This window comes from Candidatus Chlorohelix allophototropha, assembly GCF_030389965.1.
GTDB classification, from domain to species: Bacteria; Chloroflexota; Chloroflexia; order Chloroheliales; family Chloroheliaceae; genus Chlorohelix; species Chlorohelix allophototropha.
In genome coordinates this window covers 1,871,232-1,891,899 of sequence record NZ_CP128399.1, presented here as the reverse complement: position 1 = coordinate 1,891,899, position 20,668 = coordinate 1,871,232, and the positions used below count along the sequence as shown (strand labels likewise).

The window sequence follows — 20,668 nt, the reverse complement described above, 5'->3', positions numbered from 1 at the left end:
GGTTAAACTATTCTAGATGATTAATCTCAGGCTCAAAATAAAATCAAAATCCCCTTATCTCATCCATTTGGCTGTAATACTTTTCTTTTTAGCAATCGCTATATTTTATACTTGGCCCTTAGTGCTATCCTTCAACGACCATACAACCGCCATAATAAAACCGGATCGTGATCAGAATTTCTGGTTTATGTGGTGGGTAAAACGCGCGCTACTAGACTTTCATACCACTCCTTATTTTACGCCGATGCTATTTTATCCCGGTGGCACTGACCTAGCGATTTACCCAACCAATTTGACCGGCTCAATTCTAAGTTTACCCGTACAATTACTGTGGGGAATTGTGCCGACCTTTAATTTTCTTTACTTTGTGGGTTTGGTGGGAGGAGCATGGGGCGCTTATTGTTTGATAACTTACCTTACCGACAACCGGAGAGCCGGGCTACTAGCCGGGTTGGTTTACGCTTTTTCGCCGTGGCAAGCGCCCGCTACTTATTTTGGTCAACTGACTATAATCCAGCTACAATGGCTACCATTTTATACCTTATGGCTGTTGAAGTTCCTGAAACAATTAGCGCCTGCCGACCCTGCTGATCTTAAGCTGGTATCTTTACGTTACAAAATACGCTATGGTACGCTTTCCGCCAGCTTTTTAGTATTAATAGCTTTTACCGATCAATACCATTTGCTTTTCGCCACCTTTATAACCGTATTCCTAGCAAGCTGGCATTTGCTGCGTATTTTGTTTCAGAAACGTTGGTATAACGCTCTAGGAGTTGCGCTTGGCGTAGGACTGGCGGTTTTACCCGCAGTATTAAGCTATGCCCCGCTCTTTATCCGCACCAGCCATCAAACTACTTCCGGTGTGTTTACCCAAACTTCCAACGAGATTATTCCCGGCGCGGATTTAGGTAGCATTCTTGCCCCTTGGCAATCCCTGTGGCAACTCCAACCCTTTGAACCGAAATTCCTACTCCATACGTTGGTATGGCTGGCGGTTATGGCATTGGGCTTAATTGGAGTTATCAGGCAGCGTGGAATACGGGTTTGGGGTCTTATGTTCGTGGTGCTGGTAATTTTGTCGCTTGGTACAACGCTGGTATTTTTTGGAAGCGACACGGGCATACCAATGTCAGGCGAGCTAATCAGCAAAATTCCGATGCTGAATTCAGTACATTACCTGTGGCGCTGGTTGATTCCAGCCAGTTTGGTGATAGCGGTGTGTAGCGGCTATGGTTGGGTCTGGTTTGAAACGCGCCTAAAAACTTTCAAACTGGCACAATCACTCAAGTTAAAGGGTAGTTTTAGAGGCTGGTTAGAGAATTCCGGTGTAGCAAAGCTGACTTCCGGCATATTTTTGCTAGTGTTCGTGTTAGGTTCTTCGCCGCAGCCGATTGAATGGAGCGATTGGGTAGTAGAACCAACTCCCGCTATTTTTACTTCAGGTCAAATGGAACAACCGGGCGCATTGTTGGAGTTGCCTTTTGACATGCGCTATCATCACAAAGCCGCCTATATGCGTTTCCAGATCGAGCATGGACGACCTATTTTGAGTGGCTATTTAGCGCGTACTCCGGTTTATTTCAATGAGCGTTCCGAAATACCGCCTTACGAAAAGCCCACACCATTTTTTGATTATGCCGCCTCTCCGCTGGCTTTTATTATGCAAGCAGAATCGCTCAAGCTAAGTGCGTCTGATGCGATTAATCTGACAAGCGATAGGTTGCGCAGTTATCTCACATACAATCACTTTGCCTATCTAGTGTTGTACAAGTACGATTATGGTGAAAAGCTTTCAGATGCGGTTTATAACCAGCAATTAAAAATTATCGAGCGCGTTGTAGGCTCAACTAAGAACGGCTGCATGTATGAGGATACCCAAATGCTGGTGTGTGCGGTACCACCACCCGCCCAGATGCAACCCCTCCTGACCTTCTCACGTGGCTGGTATGGCGCAGAAACAGACGGAGGTGGGCAACGCTGGATGAACGGGCAAGAGGGATTTCTGGCGGCGTTTGTGCCCCAAACCGGACGCTATGTACTAAGCTTCGATGCTATCGCTTTCGCGCGAGATCGTAGCTTAACTTTGGAAGTGGACGGTAAGGCTGTTACTACTCTTAAAACTAACCCGGCGCAGCAATCTTTTACCGTGACACTTGAGTTGTCCACAGGCGATCACCTGATCAGACTTTTCAGCCCCGAACCCGCTGATCGCCCCATCAAATTAGGAATTTCTCAAGATAACCGCCCCTTGAGCTTGCTCTTCCGAAAAATGCAGCTTGATTTTGCTTCTTAGCTATACGGCGGTTTGGACTAATTGAGCAAATTCGGGTCGGTAATCTCATAAACCACAAAATCGCCCCATTCATAGACTTTGTTAAAACCGGGAACGGGTTCGCGATTGAGCAATTTCGAGATGGCAGGACGCTCTCGCCAAATTGGGTTACCTGTATCCAGATAATTAAGCTGTAGATAGCGCACTTTGTAGTCACGAATTATCGGCTTAAGCTGTGTCAACGTTTGGATATTGTTGGGAATCATGACGCTACGTCGGTCGCTATGGAAGCTCAGTTCCCAAGGTGAGCGAGTCATTATAACCGCATTGGCGGGCGTGTTCTGTTTTATCCAATCGGAGGCTATCACAATTCCAGTTTTTCCGGTATATCCGGTATCGGTAATTTGCGGAATATTTGGTAGCACCATTATCATAAGCGAACCGAATAATAGCCAAATACCCAACTTACCAACTTTTGCAGTATTCTCATTTTGGTGCAGTTTGTCATAGAGCCAGCCCAAGCCATAAGCCCCTAGTAGATAAAACCACGGCAACCAGACCATGAAATAGCGAATCTCGTAATGCCAGTACAGGTTTATGAACATTAGGTATATTACGAAACCGCTTGCCAGCAATGCCAACAACCCGTATCGCTTCCGCGATAGCCCAAACAAACCCACTACCGCAAAAATCCATACTACCGGAGCAATATAACGCCCTTGAATAAAATCCTCGGCGGCATCCCGGAATTGGGTGTATTTGGTCTTTAAGACCGTATCGAAGCCATAATTTAACAACAAGCGCGGTTCCGGTAATGGGCGATTATCGGGATAATACAGGTCGTAGATATGTTCCCAAGGAGTGTATTCTAGCAACCAAGCATCATAACGTTCGGTGCTGTTAATCGGGCTACCGCTCATAATCATACTGCGTGCCATATAGGGAGAGAAAACTAGCAACGCCAGCACACCCCACAGTAACAGGCTTTTCCACTCGATTCTGATTTCACGGTTAAAATACTTCTGATAAAGCAACCACAAGCCCGCTGCTACCAACACTACCGCTCCGCTTGGTTTACTCCATAGTAACAAGCCACACCATAAACCCGCCCACAACCAATATTTTCGAGCGGGATAAACCAGCCATTGGTAAATTTGGCGAGGAATAGAACGGCGAGCGGCGACAGTATCTGAGATCGTTGCCCCGGATAACTGGCGATACTGACTGGCACGATATAGGTTCAGCAAACCGAGAAAGGCAAAGAGAGTAAAACCGATGTCATTAATCGGGTACGCCACCGTTTCCCAGAAAACAGGTGAGGACAGGCTCAATAAACCTGCTACCAGCCCCGTTTTGCGGTTGAAGTAGCGCGTACCCCAACGATAGAGCGCCCATGTCAAAACCAGCACAATTATCAGGTTTGGCAGTTTGGCAGCAAAAGCGGTTGAACCAAATAACAAGAAGAAAGGCGCAATCATCAGCGGTTGCAGGATAGGCCAGGTATCGGCAGGGCGCGGCAGGTCATAGCGCGTGTAAAATTGAGCAGCATAATCGGCGGATAGCCCGTTTCCGCGTATCAGATTTCGCGCCACCACCGCATTATCGGCATAATCCGCATGCCCCACAAAGTCCATTTGCCAGATGACCAGCAGGGCGTAAACCACATACAAAACACTGAAGCCCAGCAAAATATTACGGGTAAGGTTGCCTTCTTCCAGTTTTGCGGGAAATTCCCAGAGCCAGTTTCCGATTTCTCTGAACCATGCCAGTACCCCCACGCTTCCCATTACCCATGCCGCCACCTGCATCAGATAGGGCGTAGAGTTTGATGGTCCGTACCACAGATTGATATTGCGAGGCACAATATAGGGCAAAAGCAGCAAGGGCGCTAAAAACAACAAACCTATCGAGGCTGCGATAAAAATAGCGGTGCGCTTGCGCCACACTTGTACAACTTTAAGCGCAAACAACCCGCCACTCGCCGCAAAAACCAACGTCCAAAACCATACTTCAAAAGGTGGAATGCGTAGGGTAGGAGTAGTTAGCAGGGTTACTTCCTGTAACTTAACGCCTAATTGCCGCCCACCCGCGCTAAAAACCGGAGAACGCAACTCTACCAAAAAATAATCGTCTCGCAGAACATTAGCGGGAACTTTAAATTCAAAGTCGCTTACCGTACCTTCCGGCATTTGCGCCTTGCCGATTTCTACGCCGTTCACCAATATGGTTACTACAGGGGGATTCTTTTGTCCGGAATCTTTAGCCGAAGCCGCGCCCGCTTGGATTTTCACCCGATTCTCTACGCCACTCGCCGGAAGGAAGGGGAAATTAACCAGCGCGGAAGTTTGTCCTTCAGTAATACGGCTACCGCCCGTCCAGCGATAACGGGGCGCGCCGGGTTCATCACTGTTAAACCCACTCAGGTAGGGGGCATCCCCAAACTCTCCAATTGCCAGCCTGAATTCACTTTTAAGTGAGTACGCTAGAGTGAGCAATGCGGTTGAACCGACAAGTAGGAGCAAGCCAAAAAGCAATCCGGCTCTATATTTCTTTAAAAATGCGCTTATCAGGCGAGTTCTACCTCCAGAGTGATAGAGCCATTTGCTGGTATTTTAGGGGCAACCAATTGAGCGCCTCGCACACTCACCGCGCCGGGAGCATTTTTGAGGGGTGCAGGCAATGTCAGAGTTACTCCTTCTAGTGAATGAGCAGTCGGGTTGTTCAAAGTTATCTTCATATGCTTGCCCGAAACTTCGCTCTTAACCCCTATTTGTTGCGCATCAGCCCTGAATTGCATGATTGCCTCAACGCCATCCACCCACAAGCCTTTATCACGCATTTGCGCCGCATATGCCACTACACGCTCCCATGCGGCTTTATCTTGTTCACTGCTCACCGCTTCAGGGTGTGTCCAAATGCTACCATAACCACCGCGTCGCCGCAAAAGCTCATCTATCAAACTGTTAGAAACCTGCTCGCTGGCAGTGGAAGATAATAACTGATAATCATGCAATACCAAAAAACGCGAGTCTGTTGTACGCTCGGTTTTGCCAGTTTTTGTATTGGTCAAAGCATAATGTACCCGGTCAAGATAAAAATAATAATTATCGGGCGGGGGGGTAGCAGTGCGCAAGGGCTTACCGCTGGCATCCCGCTGTGAGTTTAGATAAGCGATAGAGCCGTCTTTTGGGTCTTGCTCGTAACCTTGATCGAGGTTATAAGTGCGAGTGATAAATCTGAAGCCTGCCTCGTATAGGACATCATAAAATACGGGAGTTAGGCTGTTGCTGCCCTTCCAAGGGAAAGCGAAGGAACGCGGCGCCGGTAGATTTTTATCATGCGCTGCCGTGAGCCACTCCTTCAAATCAACTGCAAGGTCGGCGGGAGTAGCGGCGCGTACTAGCAAATGCCCAAAGGTATGGCTGGCAATTTCTTGACCGCCTTGCTGCAACCGAGTGGTTTGATCCCCAAAATACCAAGCGGGATCAGACTGGTAAGTGCCATAAGGGTCAGCGCCATACCAAGGGTTACGCGCCCAGAAATCATTCTCCCAATAGGGTGGCTTAGCCCAGCGATAAATCGGGTTGTTGGAGAAAGACCGCTTATCGGTATTGCCATCCAGCAAGTTATAACCTGTAGCGTAGAAAGTGCCGGATACCCCATATTTTTGAAAAATACTCAGTAGGTTATCCGCACCGTGCCTCATCTCCATGCCACGCTCTTCGGCGTAGTCCAAAACTGCCTTTTTATTCTCATCGGTCAGCGCATCCCCGCCAGACTCACCTAATGAACTTGTCCCACCGCCCCGACTATGCACCAATCCGCCCATCGCGCTTTCCCAGTCAAAACTAAAGGAAAGGGCAGCAATAGCATAATTCTTCATCGGCTCGACCCGCACTCCATTCTCAAAAACGGCAATGCGATTGTATGCAATTTCGCCAGATGTTTGGTCAAACACTAATTGCAAGTAAGTTGCAGCAGGTGGGGCAGTCCGAAAATCTTGGTAGGTTGGTTTATCATTAATAACAAAGTCATGCGCAAAACTGTTTAGGACTTCGTGCCCTTCATCGCTCCATATCCAGCTAACCCTTAACCTTCCTGCACCTTTCGCTTGGAATTCCAGTCCGTAAACCTTGCCTCCCAATACCGGCACCAGATAGGGTTGAAATTGTGCGGCACCCTTCACTTGGTTTGAAATCAGCCCATACCAACCTACCACCTTACTAGCTTCTATTTTTAATTCAGGATTATAAAGTAGGTTATTACCCTGACCTTCTGCAAAAACAGCCTTCCCGGCTGGAAATACAAAGATCGGAAAAAACGCAATTAATATCAAACCTCCGGCAAGAATGGCTTTGAAGTTGAAATCAAATCGAAATTGTAAAAAGGCAGGTTTCTTTTTATTTAAAAAAAGCCAGTTAACCAGCGCGACCAGCAAGATAAGCGGTACTATCGGTAATACGTTCTGTATATTAGATAGGTTGGGACCGGGTGGGGAAATTAGATAAAATAAAGCAATTCCTAAAGTTGAAAAGGTAGGCAGACCCCGATATTCAAGGCGGGTGAGAAACATTAATCGCTCAAACCAGATTGCGCTTCCATAGGCAAGCGGCACAACAAGCGGCGCAATAAAATCCGCCATTACTTCGCCTTCCCCTACAGGACGGCGCATTAAGCCAGTAAATACTATTCCTATGCTCAAACTTACCAATAGAACTGTTGCGCCGCGCTTACCCCTTTGCCCACTCAATGCCACCAGCCCCCAAACACCAAAAAGCAGTATAAATATTCCCAACGAAGCACGTCCCGAACCAAAAAAAGCTTGCCAGAACTGGCTAATATTATAGCCGTTTAAAAACTGCCCACTGAAACTGGTAGCCTGTTTATTGTCTAAAAGAAACCCATAGCTAAAAGCCCAAGGTTTACCAAAAATAGCGGTATTATACAAAAGTAGCGGCAACAACCCTGCAACCCAGCCGCCCGCTAAGCCCAACCAGCCACTCAATTTAGTACGCTTGGCAAAAAACATATATACGACAAAAAGCGGTAGCCAAAGCACATTCTGGTAATCTATCGTAACAGCTAAGCCCAGCAACGCCCCAAGCAACAAACTACCGAATTTATCTAAACGTTCCTGCCCACTATTAACAGGTTGCGCCAGAGTACGAGGCAACGGCGGGAGAACCAGTAATAAAGCCGCGCTTAATATAGTAATAGAGAAAATTGAAGGGGTGAATTGACCCGAAGCCCGCCACAATAATGAACCCAACCCTAACGCTACTCCCGCAAACCTTGCGCTTTGCTGTGACGAACCGAGCTTGAGCGCGCCCGCATATATTAACAAAACGGTTGCGGCTCCCAGCAAAGCAGTTAATGCTATTCCCCAAGCCTCAGGGTTGCCAAACAGCCGCCCGATTTGCAGGAAGGGTTGCACCACAATAGCGGCTCCCGGTGCGCTACCTGAATAATAATGTCCCTCAAAGTAAGCGGAATTGGAAAAATCTCCCGGTTTGAGCAAAGGCGAACCATGCAACCCGGCAGCAGAGCTATCAATAATAAAAGTTTGCTCAGTGCCAAGCGCATAAGCCAAACCCCATAGACTGCGCGAATTGGCAGTTGAATCTGCTAAAGGCTGCGCCGCTACAAAGTAAAGCAACGCCAGTAGCGAGGCATAGGCAAACATAAGTTTGTGACTACGTCGTGCATTCGGAATCGGATAAGGGGGAAGTCCCTGTGCAGATGGTTCAGAATAGGAACTATTGATTTTAGGTTTAGTCTTCAAAATAGCCTAATAAAGACGAATTTTGCTCCAAAATAGTCAGGGGAATAATAGCATAGTCTGGGTCGCTTTTCCACAGTTCAAGAAATATGTGGGTGTCGAAACTTTGAAGGAAGACGGAAAAGGAGTTAAAGAGTGGTATCATCAAGGAAGAGTTGATACTATCGGCAGAAAGAAGAGAAAATGTCTAAAAACAAGCTAAGCGAATTTAAATCAATTTGTTCGGCTTGAAAACCACCACAAAAATCTTAAGCCAATACAGTATAAACTACACCGAGCAAAGTAACCGCGCTGATGTGCCGCTTGCATGGCAGACTCAAATAATTGCTTTCTAGCAGGTCAGGCAGCTTCGTTGTAGATGCTACGCCTGCTCTATAGTAATAAGATATGCTGGTAAACTGAAATGACCCAGTTTGTCAAGACAAAAATAAAAGCTTGGTTAAGGAGTGATACAGTCCTTTCTATAGAACTAATAATGTTAAATAGCTAGTAACTCTTTTTAGCTCTTTAACATAATTACTGGTGTCACGGTATTGAAATAAACCTGAGCCGGTGTCTGATATTTCAAAGCCTGATGAGGTCGAGTATTATTGTAGAAATCGAAATACTCACCAATCCCTAGCTTTGCTTCTTTGGGGTTCTCAAATTGTGCTAAATAAACACACTCATATTTTAAGGAACGCCAGAGCCTTTCGGTGAAAACATTATCTAGTGCTCGCCCACGTCCATCCATACTTAACTTTACACCTGCGCCCAATATCAAAGCAGTGTATTTAGGACTGGTAAAATGACTACCTTGGTCACTGTTAAAGATCTCCGGTTTTATCTTCGCCAACGCTCGCTCGGTAGTTCTAAGCACAAAATCGATTTCCAAAGTATCAGATAATTCCCAACTTACCACATATCTGCTGTACCAGTCGATGACAGCCACCAGATAAAGCCAACCGTGTTTGAGCTTGATATATGTGATGTCGGTACCGAATACCTGAGCGGGTCTGGTTATAGCCAGGTTCCTTAAGAGATAGGGATATACCCGCTGCTTTTGATCTCGTTTCGAAAGATTAGGACCAGGATAGATTGCTTCTAGCCCCATCTCCCGCATATAGTTTTGCACCGTTTTGCGGTTGAGGTGCTTGCCTTCCCGCAGTAATTGTTGATGAATTCGCCGATATCCATAAAAAGGGTAAACGGTGTAAATCTCATCAATTCGGTGTTTGAGCTCAATTTCTCGTTCGGTTGGTGCTACTGAGCGGTAGTACAAACTGGAACGGCTAATTCCTAGCAACTCACTTTGTTTTGAGAGTGAGAGTTCAGCTTTTTGGGTTTCGATTAGGCTTAATCTGACCGACCTGGGCAAAGCCTGCTTCACTTTTTTTCCTAACCACCTGAGCGGTGTAGTCAGGCGACCTATTTCGGCGTAAAGTTGTTCTTTTTCTTGTTCGTACTGTGCGGTCAGCAGCGCGATTTGCTTCTGAGTACGCTCATCAAAGGATTGTGGCAGACCTTTTAGAGCCAGTTGTTTCCATTTAGTGAGCATATTCGGATGAATACCATATTCAGAAGCTATCTGGGTAACGGTTTTATTACCTTCCAGCACTTCTTGCACTCTTTGAGACTTAAATGTGGGTGAATACTTTTTTCTAGGTGTTGTCATGTTTTTAAGTATACACCTTACCAAACCCTTTTTAGTTGTTCAGTTCTTCTGGTTCATTATACACAGCCGACCTATTGAGGCTTGCTTTGGGGCTTCACATGGAGGAGTAATCATTTTTTGCACCTTAGTCCAGCTAAAAGGGCTGCTACACAATACACTATTGAACTTACGGGACACCCAACCATTCAGCGCGTGCGTAAGCTTATCGCGGATAGCCAGTCGCATAACTGCGCTGTAACAAGCCTAATTGCCGCTACTAGCGCTAATGGTCGGGGAACAGTCTTTGCAAGTCGGTCTTCTCCATTGCTATCCAGTTATGAAGCCGTAAGTCGAGACCTCGGTTCTCCCGTTACCATCAGTCTATTAGCTTTTGAGTACTTTGCTGTAGTCTAAGCTTTTCTTTGTTCAAAACTATTATATAAATCGAGCTTAGCGCTTCAATTTGCTTACCTTCTGATAGTATCTCTGAATTCATACAGCTCATTTTTTAGTATTGACGATTATGCCGGAATATGCTACTATGTACCTCGCTTGGGTCGCTAGCTCAATTGGCAGAGCAACTGACTCTTAATCAGTGGGTTCAGAGTTCAAGTCTCTGGCGACCCATCTCAAGCCACTACAATGCGATAAACGTTTCCTATTCCCACTGATTTTAGAGGGAATATATGAAACAGAAACCCACTGATACGACAAAACTCCCCTCCCCCAAAAGAGGCAATTCTGCCTGTCCATTTAACAGTTTAATCAATCAATGGATAGATTTTTGCCGAGCCACAGGATTGTCCGATAAAACTATTTTGGACTACCGAGACAAGGTAAACAAGTTTTTCTGGTGGTGGAAGGATTGCACCAACTATTACCACGACATAGGGGCGCACCCGAAATGTGTTACCACCGCGCAAGCCACCGAATTTGTGGTATATCTCCGAGAACATCATCCAGACCGATGGGGCATCGTCAAGCCCACCAATAACAAATGCGGCAAGGATTTGTCACCTGCTTCTATTGCCTCGTATGGACGCACTGTGAAGACCTTCTTCAATTGGTTGGAGCAGCGTGGCTATGTGGAGCATACGCCCTTCAATAGAGCCGCAAGCTTCTCCACACGCAAGCAAAACAAGGTTATCAAAACTGTATCAGAGCTAGAGCTAGAGAAGTTGTTCAATGAGCTAACCAAACCAGAGCGGTTGGATACCTTCACCGGACGCAGAGACCTTGCCATCATCTCAATGTTGGTTGATACCGGGATTAGGCGAGGGGAATTGCTCTCCATCAAGAGAGGAGATTTAGACCTTGACCATAACCGGGCAATAGTGGAAGGTAAAACCGATAGGCGAGTAGTGAGCTTCAGCGATTTGTGTCGGGTCGCCTTGACGCAATACTTAGCAGAGAAGGTCTTATCCGACCTACCAGATAATTACGCGCTATGGGTTACTGACGAGATGTTACCGCTTGGCTATGCCGGGTTCGGTAGCCTTATAAGGCGTTTGGAAGCCGCTACGGGTGTGGATTTTCACGCCCATAAACTCCGACACACTTTTGCTACCACAATGGCACAACAGAAGGTCTCACTGATTGATTTGAAAGAATTGATGGGGCATAGCAGTATCACGACCACCGAAATGTATATCCATCGCAACGACAATTACCTGTCGGGTGTGCAAGCCGCAAATTCTCCGTTGAGAAGGCTCAATGACAAGGGTGTGGTCTCGATTGCCAAGAAAGGCAGACCTGTAAAGCATCGGCGATAAAAAAGAAGCACTGGCAAACCCGACATTTACCAGTGCTTCTTTCTATCCGAATCAAGAATCATTTTAGCCTACCGGGAATCAAGGCGCAACTGCCAAAACTTCATCCAATGTCGGTAGGCTTTCCTTCCAATTGTTATATATTGCTGCACTCACAAAGACTTCTGGTAGCTTGACCAAGCCCTTGAATTCATCAGGCATCCCGCTTGCTTCAATATAGCAAATTGGTTTGGCTTTCAGTTTGTCTATGTGGTATCCAATGAAAAGGGTCTGTCCATTACGGACGGTTAAGGGTTGTACCATTTGTACTGGCAAGCCCTCGACCTCGACAGGCACGAAGGTTTGAGGCTTCCACTCTTTACGACATTCAATACAGGTGTTAAGTAGCTTCCCTTTGTTTAGATAGAAGTATTCTGGTGTATTGGGCTTTGTAATTCCACAAACTCGACATTTTTTAATTTCAATCATATTTCCACTCCTTTGTTACTAGCATTATACAGTATTTTCAACTGTATTCAATTCCTCGATTACAAAATATTTCGGCGCAGGATGGTTCACTTCGTTTGCTATCGTCCAGCCGGGTAGCTCTCCTCTATCAGTTTTGAGGGCAAGCATAAGGTGTGCATAGCCCCCTGACTCGTCAATGTGTTCCTCGACCACCCGCTTAACCTGCTCCTTGTCCATCCCTTCAACGTGGAAGCACATATAGGTAATCCGGGTCTGGAATTCAACCTTTATCATTTCTTTGCTCTCCTTTCAGATGGCAGGTAAAAGTTTGTCTAATTCCACTGGTATCCACATCCCGGCTACGTCCCCGTCAATGAAACCTATCCGGGCATAGATACCCTCAATTTTCAAAATGCGTCCACCACACCTACCGCTAAAGGGTAGGTCGGTAACTATTAAGTCACCGACCTTCGGTATCCATTCAGGTAGTGGGCGTAAAAAGTCAACCAACGGTTCAATCATCGCTCCTGCTCCTCTCTACCGATAACCCCATTGTGCAAGGGTCTGGTTTGGGAAAAACCCGGCACGTATCATATAGGCGTTTTGCGCGGCTTGGGCGGCACGTCCACCTAATACGTGGAACATCCCGTCAGTGCTATCAAGGGCTTTCTCATAGCCCCTTCGCGCGATTGCTTTCATATGCTCACTACCACGCTTGGCTGCTAAGGCGCGTCCAGCATTGCGGCGTTGCTCACGTTGGGCTTCGGTCAATTGCTTCTTCATCGTCATAAATCCTTTCAATCAGTAAATCAGTAAATGTTACTAGCATTATATCTATATTCACATTAGAATACAATAGGATTACATATGAATATAAAAATACGCAATACAAAGCCCGTGAAGGTTTGTTACTAGCATTAGATGTGTATTTATAGCAAGCGGTGTTCAAGGGCTTGTGAACGCTTATAACCTACAAATCACAAAGCCCGTCAGTGCCGATTACAGGTGAAAAAGGTACAAACATACCACCCTTAAAAATCCCGTCAGGTGTTTTACAAAGCCTGTGAAGCGTTTTAGGGGTCTAAAATCGGGTAAATTTACGGATTTACTGTTTTTGGTAAAAGAATTGCAGGTGGTCGGAGGAGCATAAAAAAACCCGGTTTTCACCGGGTCTGGGGGTCTGCGTTGGTTTACTTGCTCTAGGCGGCTTTGGCTTCCTTAATCATTTGTAGGTAGGTTCGCGCTACTGTTAAAACCGTGTTCTGGGTGTAGGTAACACGGGCTGATAATCTGGCTTGTGCTACCACATTGGAGAATTGGCTAGTGCTATTGTGTTCCCACATCCTCTGGTCTAACACCTTCTGCAAAAATTCCTCTCCATCGGCAATTATCCGCTCAATCCGCTCCTCTATGTGTAGTCCATTAAAGCTTATTAGCTCTACCATCCTCTGGGCAATCCCACGCTGTACATCATGTCGGATTAGCTTCTCCCCGTCCCACTGTATCATATCCGATACGTTCAGGTTCACTTCGGCTTTGATTTTCATTATCTGCTTCTCGGCAAAAGCTACGTCATACTCATACTGCTCTAGCATTTGTTTCAGTGCGATGGCGCAAGTTTCTGTATAGCTCATCGGGGCTTTAGCGGGTGTCTGGGTCTCAATCTTCTTAGTCATTGTCATAAATCCTTTCTGTAATCAGTAATTTATATGTTACTAGCATTATATATCTATTCACATAGAATGTCAATAGATTTACATATAAATATAAAAATGCAATAAAAAGACCCGGTTTTCACCGGGCTTTTACTCGACTCTCTATTGCCAGTGCATTAAGCTGGTCTAATTTTTGGGCTGGCGTTTCTTCTTGTTAGACTCAGCTATTGCGGTGAGTAACGGCTCGGTGATGGTCTTATACATATTGAAAAGATACTCTACCCTTTGAAGCTCTGTGTCGAATGGCGGTTTGCGATAGGCAGTATCTACTGCTTTGTCCAATACCCGATGGGCTTTGACCAACGCTGGCGGCATTGTGAGCGGGTCATACAGGTCGGCAAGGGTGCTAGTAGGAAACAGGGCGCGAGTATCCAATACTGCTTGCGCCTTTTTCTCAATATCTTTTACCTGCTCTGGGGTTGGGTTCTGCGGAAAAGGGAAGTTGTTGTAAACAATGGTATTTGAATAGCGGTAGTCGCTTTTGATTCTTCCACATACCGTTCGCATCCAAGCCATGTGCATTTGCGAGGTGAGTACGCCGAATTGGAATAAGTCAGGATTAGGAATAAATGAACAGCTATTGCCTACGATACAATCAAAATCAATATAACCAAAAGGAATATATTGCCTTATTTCGGATGAATGGAGAGGGAATATCATATATTTTTTGAATACTTTTGTATCCCTGAATTCCGCTGGACGACTGGCTAATTTTCTAGCCCCTTCATCCACACTATTTGACCGGGTTTCTTTAACTAACTTAACTCTTTTCATTACTTCAGGCAATTGGTGTAATTCATTTGGTTGTATGCCAACTAGCCACAAACACCACCGGGTTTTACCGTTAATAAATTCCTCAGCAGTAATAAAAGGTCTTATCCACTTAAGGGCTAAGGGTTCTTTACTAAGTAGCTCTTCTTTTTCCGCATCTGATAAAATTAAATTCCCGCCATCTACTGGTTTATTGCCATATAACATAGACGGGATATTACATATAGGGCTTCTACGTTTGTCAATAACAAAATCATCGCCCTCAATTAAGTAGGGATTGATATTCTTTACTTTGAGTTCGTGGGCTTCTGATTTCGGGGTATCATAATCATAAAGTAACTTGGTATCAATGTCATACACCGCAAAGCCCACTATAACGCAATATACCGCTGCCTTACCTTTTGCCTCACTACTCCACGCAAAGGTACGATGAGCAAAGTGAATTTTGATATGGTAGCGATTGAAAAGCTCCTGCCACAAAATAGCCGTTTGTTCACCCTGACTGATAGAATTGGTTGAAACGAAGCCGCACACAATACGGCTATCCTGAATATATTGCGCCGCTTTTAGATACCATGCCGTAACATAATCCAAAACTCCTGCGCCATTAACACCATGAAAAAGAATATCAATTTCTTTGCCTTGCTCTAAAGACATAAGATGTTTACCTACAAAGGGCGGGTTGCCGAGAATGTAGGATAGCTGCTCTTTTGATATGACGGTGTTCCAATCCAACTTCAGGGCATTAGCATTATGAATGTGAGCGGATTTCTTCAAAGGAATACGCGCATAATATTGTCCAAATGCCTCCGACAGACGCAGGTTCATTTGGTGGTCTATTAGCCACATAGCGACTTCTGCAATACGAGCAGGGAATTCCTCAATCTCGATACCATAGAATGCATCAACATTGATACGTGAGGAAAATTGGCTAACGTCCAACTTTAACTGCTTTTCTAGAGCTTTGTCATTATCAGGATTTAACGCTTTCAGCACTTCGATTTCGAGCAAACGCAATTCTCGATATGCCAGAATTAAGAAGTTACCACAGCCACAAGCGGGGTCAAGGAAGGTAAGAGTTTCCAGCTTTTTATGGAAGTTTTGAAGCTTCTTGCTCTCATAGCGCACACTCTCGAACTCGGCATAAAGCGCATCTAGAAAGAGCGGCTTCAAAATCTTCATGATGTTTTTTTCGGTGGTATAGTGCGCTCCCATACCTCGCCGCTTGTCTTTATCCATTACTGATTGAAAGAGTGAGCCGAAAATCGCGGGTGAGATGCTTCCCCAATCGAAATAACAAGCGGTTATCAGGGTTTCACGCATAGCGCGGTCAAATGCCGGTGGCTCAAGACGCTCGGCAAACAGATTGCCGTTAATATATGGAAATGCTTTTAGAGCTTCACTCAGGTTTGTTTGACGGGTTTCATAGGGTTTGTTCAAGGTGGCAAAAAGTGAATTGAGATGCATTCCTAAATCGCTGCCATCCTCACGGGTCTGTTCTTCGATATAGAAACTTAGGGTGTCCTTGTCGAAAATCCCGGTATCGTCTGCAAACAAGCAGAATAACAGGCGCACCAAATATTGTTCTAGGTCATGACCACTATAGCCCGTAGCTTTGAGCATGTCGTGGAGTTTTCCCATAAGCTCAGAAGCTTTGATATTTACCGGGTCTTGGTCTTTGAATTCCCGCTTCTGGTATCCTGCGATAAACCCGAACAACTCAACCTTAGTGTGCAATTCTTCCAGCTTGAACTTATGTACGGTATCGGTGTCAAGGTCATACAACTCGAAATTCTGGAAGTCACAAACTAGGATGTAGCGAGGTAATTCTTCCTCTGTCAAGTTAGGGAAATAATCAAGGGCTTGAGTGTAGGCAACTTCTAGGTCTTTGCCAGCAGATTTTTGCTCCACTAGGAGCGTCCTCTTCCAGAAAAGGTCTATACGTCCGTGTTTCGCACCGAGCTTTTTTACGGGTGCTTCATACGAAGCCACACGGCGGCGAGTGACACCAAAAACTTTGAAAAAGTCGTTATAGAAGGATTGGGTTTCTGCATTCTCACGGGTAGCGTCTTTGTATTCCTGAGAAAACTCAACAGCGTTACTGCGAATATCGTTCCAGCTAATAATTGGCATTGTATTACCTGTGTCTGCTTATTGTGGGTTAACTGTACTGTACTGCTGGCTAGGTGCTTCTTTTCTTTGACCTTATAATACAATCTTTTTTAGCCTTATACTACCTTTTGTTGAGAATGTTTATTGAAAGTTTCTCCTTTTCTTAAACTTTATACTGCTATTTGTTGAGAACGCTCGTTGAAAGCTTTCTTCAAGGCTGCTACTTCTCCGGGTTGGTAGCCTGCGTCCATAATAACGGCATAGAAGTTATCAAGCTCCGCAATACTCTTGATGGCACTAATGTTGCTTTTAACCTGTGGCACTGATAGAGCAGGTTTGGTGGTGTTGCTGGTCGAGGTGTCACGCTTGTATTGTTGCTTGCGCTCTCCTGTTTCATCCTGCTCATACACCGGGTCATCGTCATATAGACCATTACCGAATTGCACTCCCTTTACCCGGAAGCAGCGTTTCAGTGCATCGGTAATTGCTTGCTTAATACCCTTGCTACGAGCGGCAAACGTTCCCATTTCCTTTGCATAGACAAAACCAGTGCCTACATCCTCAACGGGCTTGCAGCCATCAATCTCAAGTCTTACGGTGGCAGTGTAGAGAACACCTGTTACCACTCCGTTCATATCGGTTATGGTTTCTTGGATTTGGCTGGTAATGGTATAGCCCCACCCATCCTCACCGAATATCCGATTAGCCGTGTCAATTACATCGTGTCCCGGCAGGTAGGTTACTTGCTTCCCGCCTTGCTTGCGAGACTTCACCCGCTTCTTATCCAACGGTTCTCTAAGCAGTGCTATCTGGTCTTTATGCAACATTTCTATGCCTCCTCACATCACGTCCCCGTTCAGGGTGTCGGCTACGTAGTTGTGGAAGCTACCGTCCACCAACCACTCCTCAAGGAAAATCCTTTTCAGTTCTGCTTTCACTTCATCAGGTAAAACACTGATAACTTTTGACTTGGCAATTGCCGGGTCAATCAAATCTGCTGGCTCTGCGGTCATATCGCTTTTCAGGTACAAATCGGTCATATGGCTGGCAAGTATTATTTCGTACATCATTGGCACTTTTACGCTGGTTTCAGTGGTCATAATGCCCCATCCTTTCACCTATGTCATCTATTTGTTTACCAGTGTGAACCACCCGGTAAAAAAAATTAGTCATCATCATTCTCTATCTGGTAATAGTTGGCTACATCACGGCAGTATCCACACTGGCAATCTTTGGTATAGACTTTGCGGCTACCTACATAACAGGCTGAGCCTTCTCCTTTAATTACTGCTTTGGCAAGGTGTAATACTTGCTCCTCTTTGAAGCCCTTCTTAGCAAGGTACTTCTCCTGTGTCTCCGGGCTGATTGATTGGCTGCGTCCTACCCAGACCCCGTTCGGTAGTCTCCAAGCATACCCATATTGCGTCTTACACAGCTTGGCATAGGTGGGCTTATCGTCCAGTGTTAGCAGTTCGGTAAACCAATCCTCTCCACCGTTCTCAGCAATCCAAATTGCTCTTTGTAGTTTGGATATGTTCAACTGGCTAGCCCAATCCGATAAAAAACAGTCGGAGTATTCCTTCTCACCGTTGGCAATCTGGTCGTTGCGGGTCTTATCCCGCTCAATCGCATCTTCAAGCTCGGCTTGTAATTGTGCAATGGTTCTAGGCATTGCGCTCACCTCTTAGCTCACAAACCAAATTCCCGGCTTGCACCTTGCTAGTTACGATATACCCTCTAGCGTTCAAATCCACTACGGCGCGCTTTAAGGTACTGTATTGCTTGGTCAACCCGGTTACTCGCAAGGTTATCGGGTTCAGGTAAATTACGGGCTTTAAGGTCTTGGTCATCGGTAATTGTCCTTTCTAGTAATCAGTAAATATTGTTACTAGCATTATATAACTGTTCACATAGAATGTCAATACATTCACTAATATAAACTAAAACACGCAATACAAAGCCCGTGAAGCGGGTCTAATCTGCTACCCGGTCAACATAGGGTTTTAGATGCAATCGCGTTTCTTGGGCTTGAAAACCGCTATAACCCATAAACCACAAAGCCCGTGAAGGGTAGTTGTAGGAGAAATAGGTATAAATACACTGCTAAATGGTAGAAAACCGCTTAAAAAATCCCGGTTTTTGAGCTTAGACCCATTTGCCACACAAACGCCACCCGTTTGCCACACAAACGCCTACCCGTCTGCGTGGCAAACCACCACCCGTTTGTCACACAAACACATAACAAGACCTAATTAAAAAGACCCAATTAAAAAGACACAGTAAAAAGCAGATGGCTATTACCACCTGCTGACTGATTAAGAAAGGTCACTGGTTAATTACCGGGATGTTCTTGGTCGGTGCGATTGATATAATTGCTTGTCATACTCTTGCAGTGCCATTTCGCCTTCGGGGGTCAATCGTGCGGTCATCGCGGTTTGATTGAAAGCTATCTTATTGGTCTCTACCAAATACTTAAAAATCTTTTGCCACCAATAACCGTCCATCTTCTCCTTGTGTGGTTCGTGGGTGAACCACCCGGTATAAGCTACTGCTCGTAGCTCTTTGTGCCATTCGCTTGGCGGTTTGGATACCGGGTTCATTTCAATGATTGCCATTCGGTTATCCTTTCTGCTTCTACTAATTCCTTCTCCAACCTTGCAAGCTCGATTTTCACCCGGTTAAGCAGTGCTGCCCTCTCTTGCATAAAATACGCTTGTGCCTCCGGGCTTATATTCTCTAGGTGATAACGAGCAGTGTAGCCCACCTGTAAAAAGGATTTCAGCGAGAAGTTCTGCATCGCTCTGTCTGTGCCGCTTATAGGTGGTAACAGGATATGGTCAAGCGTCCATAACTCCTCATTGCTAAACCCTAGAGTTCTAAGGGTTTCTTGTTGGATTAAGCGGTTCTGGTTCTTCCTTTCATCGACTTCTTCATTAGCGCAATCGGGATGCCATCCAACCGACCTATTGTTATGGAAAGATACAAAGGCATACTGACTGGCAGGTTGGATATGTTCTTTGCATCGCTGGCAGCGTATAACCCTTTTGCCCTCATACTTTGCGAAAACAAATTTAGGCTCGGTCTTACCGTAGTTATTGGCAGTTATATCAATCATTTTATTTCTCCATTCTTAAATGCTTTCCAAAAATAAGGATAGGTGTCTCTGAACAGTCTGTGCATCGTGGTATGTATCTCATAGCTCTTAGTTTGTGGGCTATCTTCTCCATACAAACTCAATGCAAAGGCTTCAAGCTTGGCATCCATTTCAGGGCTTCGATTGTTATCAATGTGCAGGTACTTTGTCTGAGGCAGTGCATCATTCCAATTGCTGTATTCGTACATATCGGTCATCCCATCGAAGTGTCCAAACTCATACTTATGCAATAACTTCTTGATGGCTTCCTCAACTTCGGGTGGTTGGTCGTAGAACTCAACTGTAATCGAGTCCCCACCCGCAAAGTTATGGCAAGTCACTCTGACTTTCAAATCCGGGTATTCCGACTTCATATCTGCTCGTATCAGCTTAGCCGCTTGTGCGGCTGTGCTTAGTTCTCTGGTTGTCATCTATTTGTCCTTTCTATCAGCTATTACATAATCAGTGCTTATACAGGTAAATGTTGCTCCCTTAACCGTCTGGGTGCGTATGGGCTTAATGAACCCGCTCTCAACCAAACTCTTAAAGGTGTGATAGTTCACCTTACCTTCACCCGTGTTCATCCCACCCGCAAAAAATGCTTCGTGGGTTATTTTATTTAGGTAGCGATGGGCTACCACGCTCTCGGTGATGGTCCATCCCGCTTCTAGCTTTTCAATAACACCTTGTCTCCCGGCAGGGTAAATCTTAGTCATCGCTCCTGCTCCTCTTAATCCACGTATTGCACACGGGCTGCGCTCACCGCAATCACCCATCCACGTAGGTTGTCATTCCAAATCGGCGCAAACACGTATAACCCTTTTTTGGCAAGCTCTCCCGCTTCGCTACCGTCACCCGGTTTGGCGCAATGTCCAATCCCGGTTGGGTCGGCAATCAGTTCTTCCACTTCAAAAAATTGTAGGTAGTTGGTCTGGTGGTGGCGCATTTGGTCAATGCTTAAAGGCATATTGTCTTTGGTCACTACGCAAGGTGTCCCGGCAGGTATTCTAAACATTTTGGTTGTCCTTTCTGTAATC

At 45.6% G+C, this 20,668-nt stretch carries 22 protein-coding genes and 1 tRNA gene; 4 read left to right on the top strand and 19 right to left on the bottom strand.

The genetic code is table 11. The features are described 5' to 3' along the window. The first annotated feature begins 16 nt into the window (after window positions 1-16). Window positions 17-2,293 carry a hypothetical protein gene (locus OZ401_RS08370; RefSeq protein ID WP_341467776.1) on the top strand — a complete coding sequence of 759 codons (2,277 nt, stop codon included), beginning with the start codon at window positions 17-19 and terminating at the stop codon, window positions 2,291-2,293. 17 nt (window positions 2,294-2,310) lie between these two features. Here the strand turns inward: OZ401_RS08370 and OZ401_RS08365 are convergent, their stop codons facing one another. From OZ401_RS08365 to OZ401_RS08355, 3 genes are all read right to left on the bottom strand, one after another. After that, window positions 2,311-4,806 carry a glycosyltransferase family 39 protein gene (locus tag OZ401_RS08365; protein ID WP_341467775.1) on the bottom strand — a complete coding sequence of 832 codons (2,496 nt, stop codon included), beginning with the start codon at window positions 4,804-4,806 and terminating at the stop codon, window positions 2,311-2,313. 32 nt (window positions 4,807-4,838) lie between these two features. Continuing rightward, on the bottom strand, window positions 4,839-8,054 hold the full coding sequence (locus OZ401_RS08360; protein WP_341467774.1) for a polysaccharide deacetylase family protein: 3,216 nt from the start codon (window positions 8,052-8,054) through the stop codon (window positions 4,839-4,841). 496 nt (window positions 8,055-8,550) lie between these two features. Continuing rightward, window positions 8,551-9,705, bottom strand: a complete 1,155-nt coding sequence (locus OZ401_RS08355; protein WP_341467773.1) for an IS3 family transposase — start codon at window positions 9,703-9,705, stop codon at window positions 8,551-8,553. A gap of 117 nt (window positions 9,706-9,822) precedes the next feature. On the opposite strand from OZ401_RS08355, the gene OZ401_RS08350 reads away from it, so the two are divergent. The 3 genes from OZ401_RS08350 to OZ401_RS08340 all read left to right on the top strand — a co-directional run bounded on the left by OZ401_RS08350 (window position 9,823) and on the right by OZ401_RS08340 (window position 11,456). Then, a complete protein-coding gene (locus OZ401_RS08350; protein ID WP_341467771.1) occupies window positions 9,823-10,098 on the top strand; it encodes a hypothetical protein in 276 nt (91 codons plus the stop codon). Window positions 10,099-10,238: 140 nt separating this feature from the next. Then, a tRNA-Lys gene (locus OZ401_RS08345) sits at window positions 10,239-10,311 on the top strand. A 59-nt stretch (window positions 10,312-10,370) separates the two neighbouring features. Further along, window positions 10,371-11,456 (top strand): tyrosine-type recombinase/integrase, encoded by a 1,086-nt coding sequence (locus tag OZ401_RS08340; RefSeq protein WP_341467770.1) that lies wholly within the window; start codon window positions 10,371-10,373, stop codon window positions 11,454-11,456. A gap of 78 nt (window positions 11,457-11,534) precedes the next feature. Here OZ401_RS08340 and OZ401_RS08335 read toward each other — a convergent pair whose 3' ends face one another. From OZ401_RS08335 to OZ401_RS08260, 16 genes are all read right to left on the bottom strand, one after another. Next, window positions 11,535-11,921: a hypothetical protein gene (locus OZ401_RS08335; protein ID WP_341467769.1), complete on the bottom strand. Its 387-nt coding sequence runs from the start codon at window positions 11,919-11,921 to the stop codon at window positions 11,535-11,537. 24 nt (window positions 11,922-11,945) lie between these two features. Next, window positions 11,946-12,194, bottom strand: a complete 249-nt coding sequence (locus OZ401_RS08330) for a hypothetical protein (RefSeq protein WP_341467768.1) — start codon at window positions 12,192-12,194, stop codon at window positions 11,946-11,948. A gap of 15 nt (window positions 12,195-12,209) precedes the next feature. After that, a complete protein-coding gene (locus OZ401_RS08325) occupies window positions 12,210-12,422 on the bottom strand; it encodes a hypothetical protein (RefSeq protein ID WP_341467767.1) in 213 nt (70 codons plus the stop codon). Window positions 12,423-12,437: 15 nt separating this feature from the next. After that, window positions 12,438-12,683, bottom strand: coding sequence for a PIN domain-containing protein (locus OZ401_RS08320; protein ID WP_341467766.1), 246 nt, complete (start codon window positions 12,681-12,683; stop codon window positions 12,438-12,440). Between the two features lie 416 nt (window positions 12,684-13,099). Further along, a complete protein-coding gene (locus tag OZ401_RS08315; protein WP_341467765.1) occupies window positions 13,100-13,582 on the bottom strand; it encodes a hypothetical protein in 483 nt (160 codons plus the stop codon). Window positions 13,583-13,741: 159 nt separating this feature from the next. After that, the gene (locus tag OZ401_RS08310; RefSeq protein WP_341467764.1) at window positions 13,742-16,519 is read right to left on the bottom strand and encodes a class I SAM-dependent DNA methyltransferase; all 2,778 of its coding nucleotides are present in this window, start codon (window positions 16,517-16,519) and stop codon (window positions 13,742-13,744) included. Window positions 16,520-16,668: 149 nt separating this feature from the next. Next, on the bottom strand, window positions 16,669-17,325 hold the full coding sequence (locus OZ401_RS08305; protein WP_341467763.1) for a Rad52/Rad22 family DNA repair protein: 657 nt from the start codon (window positions 17,323-17,325) through the stop codon (window positions 16,669-16,671). Window positions 17,326-17,337: 12 nt separating this feature from the next. After that, window positions 17,338-17,598, bottom strand: coding sequence for a hypothetical protein (locus OZ401_RS08300; RefSeq protein ID WP_341467762.1), 261 nt, complete (start codon window positions 17,596-17,598; stop codon window positions 17,338-17,340). 65 nt (window positions 17,599-17,663) lie between these two features. Then, window positions 17,664-18,170 carry a hypothetical protein gene (locus OZ401_RS08295; RefSeq protein WP_341467761.1) on the bottom strand — a complete coding sequence of 169 codons (507 nt, stop codon included), beginning with the start codon at window positions 18,168-18,170 and terminating at the stop codon, window positions 17,664-17,666. Then, window positions 18,163-18,348 (bottom strand): hypothetical protein, encoded by a 186-nt coding sequence (locus OZ401_RS08290; RefSeq protein ID WP_341467760.1) that lies wholly within the window; start codon window positions 18,346-18,348, stop codon window positions 18,163-18,165. The genes OZ401_RS08295 and OZ401_RS08290 overlap by 8 nt, the downstream gene beginning before the upstream one ends. A gap of 153 nt (window positions 18,349-18,501) precedes the next feature. After that, the gene (locus tag OZ401_RS08285; protein ID WP_341467759.1) at window positions 18,502-18,660 is read right to left on the bottom strand and encodes a hypothetical protein; all 159 of its coding nucleotides are present in this window, start codon (window positions 18,658-18,660) and stop codon (window positions 18,502-18,504) included. 174 nt (window positions 18,661-18,834) lie between these two features. Further along, entirely contained in the window at window positions 18,835-19,113 is a 279-nt protein-coding gene (locus tag OZ401_RS08280) for a hypothetical protein (RefSeq protein WP_341467758.1), read from the bottom strand. Then, window positions 19,095-19,613: a hypothetical protein gene (locus OZ401_RS08275; RefSeq protein ID WP_341467757.1), complete on the bottom strand. Its 519-nt coding sequence runs from the start codon at window positions 19,611-19,613 to the stop codon at window positions 19,095-19,097. The genes OZ401_RS08280 and OZ401_RS08275 overlap by 19 nt, the downstream gene beginning before the upstream one ends. After that, window positions 19,610-20,062 (bottom strand): LPD29 domain-containing protein, encoded by a 453-nt coding sequence (locus OZ401_RS08270; protein WP_341467756.1) that lies wholly within the window; start codon window positions 20,060-20,062, stop codon window positions 19,610-19,612. Before OZ401_RS08270 ends, OZ401_RS08275 begins: the two co-directional genes overlap by 4 nt. Then, window positions 20,063-20,347, bottom strand: a complete 285-nt coding sequence (locus tag OZ401_RS08265; protein WP_341467755.1) for a hypothetical protein — start codon at window positions 20,345-20,347, stop codon at window positions 20,063-20,065. Between the two features lie 14 nt (window positions 20,348-20,361). Next, the gene (locus OZ401_RS08260; RefSeq protein WP_341467754.1) at window positions 20,362-20,646 is read right to left on the bottom strand and encodes a hypothetical protein; all 285 of its coding nucleotides are present in this window, start codon (window positions 20,644-20,646) and stop codon (window positions 20,362-20,364) included. Window positions 20,647-20,668: the final 22 nt, after the last annotated feature.

Coding starts and splice junctions, on each gene's coding strand:
- OZ401_RS08270 (WP_341467756.1), bottom strand. CDS start 20,062: ATGACAACCAGAGAACTAAGCACAGCCGCACAAGCGGCTAAGCTGATA.
- OZ401_RS08335 (WP_341467769.1), bottom strand. CDS start 11,921: ATGATTGAAATTAAAAAATGTCGAGTTTGTGGAATTACAAAGCCCAAT.
- OZ401_RS08330 (WP_341467768.1), bottom strand. CDS start 12,194: ATGATAAAGGTTGAATTCCAGACCCGGATTACCTATATGTGCTTCCAC.
- OZ401_RS08325 (WP_341467767.1), bottom strand. CDS start 12,422: ATGATTGAACCGTTGGTTGACTTTTTACGCCCACTACCTGAATGGATA.
- OZ401_RS08260 (WP_341467754.1), bottom strand. CDS start 20,646: ATGTTTAGAATACCTGCCGGGACACCTTGCGTAGTGACCAAAGACAAT.
- OZ401_RS08265 (WP_341467755.1), bottom strand. CDS start 20,347: ATGACTAAGATTTACCCTGCCGGGAGACAAGGTGTTATTGAAAAGCTA.
- OZ401_RS08305 (WP_341467763.1), bottom strand. CDS start 17,325: ATGTTGCATAAAGACCAGATAGCACTGCTTAGAGAACCGTTGGATAAG.
- OZ401_RS08290 (WP_341467760.1), bottom strand. CDS start 18,348: ATGACCAAGACCTTAAAGCCCGTAATTTACCTGAACCCGATAACCTTG.
- OZ401_RS08355 (WP_341467773.1), bottom strand. CDS start 9,705: ATGACAACACCTAGAAAAAAGTATTCACCCACATTTAAGTCTCAAAGA.
- OZ401_RS08320 (WP_341467766.1), bottom strand. CDS start 12,683: ATGAAGAAGCAATTGACCGAAGCCCAACGTGAGCAACGCCGCAATGCT.
- OZ401_RS08295 (WP_341467761.1), bottom strand. CDS start 18,170: ATGCCTAGAACCATTGCACAATTACAAGCCGAGCTTGAAGATGCGATT.
- OZ401_RS08340 (WP_341467770.1), top strand. CDS start 10,371: ATGAAACAGAAACCCACTGATACGACAAAACTCCCCTCCCCCAAAAGA.
- OZ401_RS08280 (WP_341467758.1), bottom strand. CDS start 19,113: ATGGCAATCATTGAAATGAACCCGGTATCCAAACCGCCAAGCGAATGG.
- OZ401_RS08275 (WP_341467757.1), bottom strand. CDS start 19,613: ATGATTGATATAACTGCCAATAACTACGGTAAGACCGAGCCTAAATTT.
- OZ401_RS08300 (WP_341467762.1), bottom strand. CDS start 17,598: ATGACCACTGAAACCAGCGTAAAAGTGCCAATGATGTACGAAATAATA.
- OZ401_RS08315 (WP_341467765.1), bottom strand. CDS start 13,582: ATGACAATGACTAAGAAGATTGAGACCCAGACACCCGCTAAAGCCCCG.
- OZ401_RS08310 (WP_341467764.1), bottom strand. CDS start 16,519: ATGCCAATTATTAGCTGGAACGATATTCGCAGTAACGCTGTTGAGTTT.
- OZ401_RS08370 (WP_341467776.1), top strand. CDS start 17: ATGATTAATCTCAGGCTCAAAATAAAATCAAAATCCCCTTATCTCATC.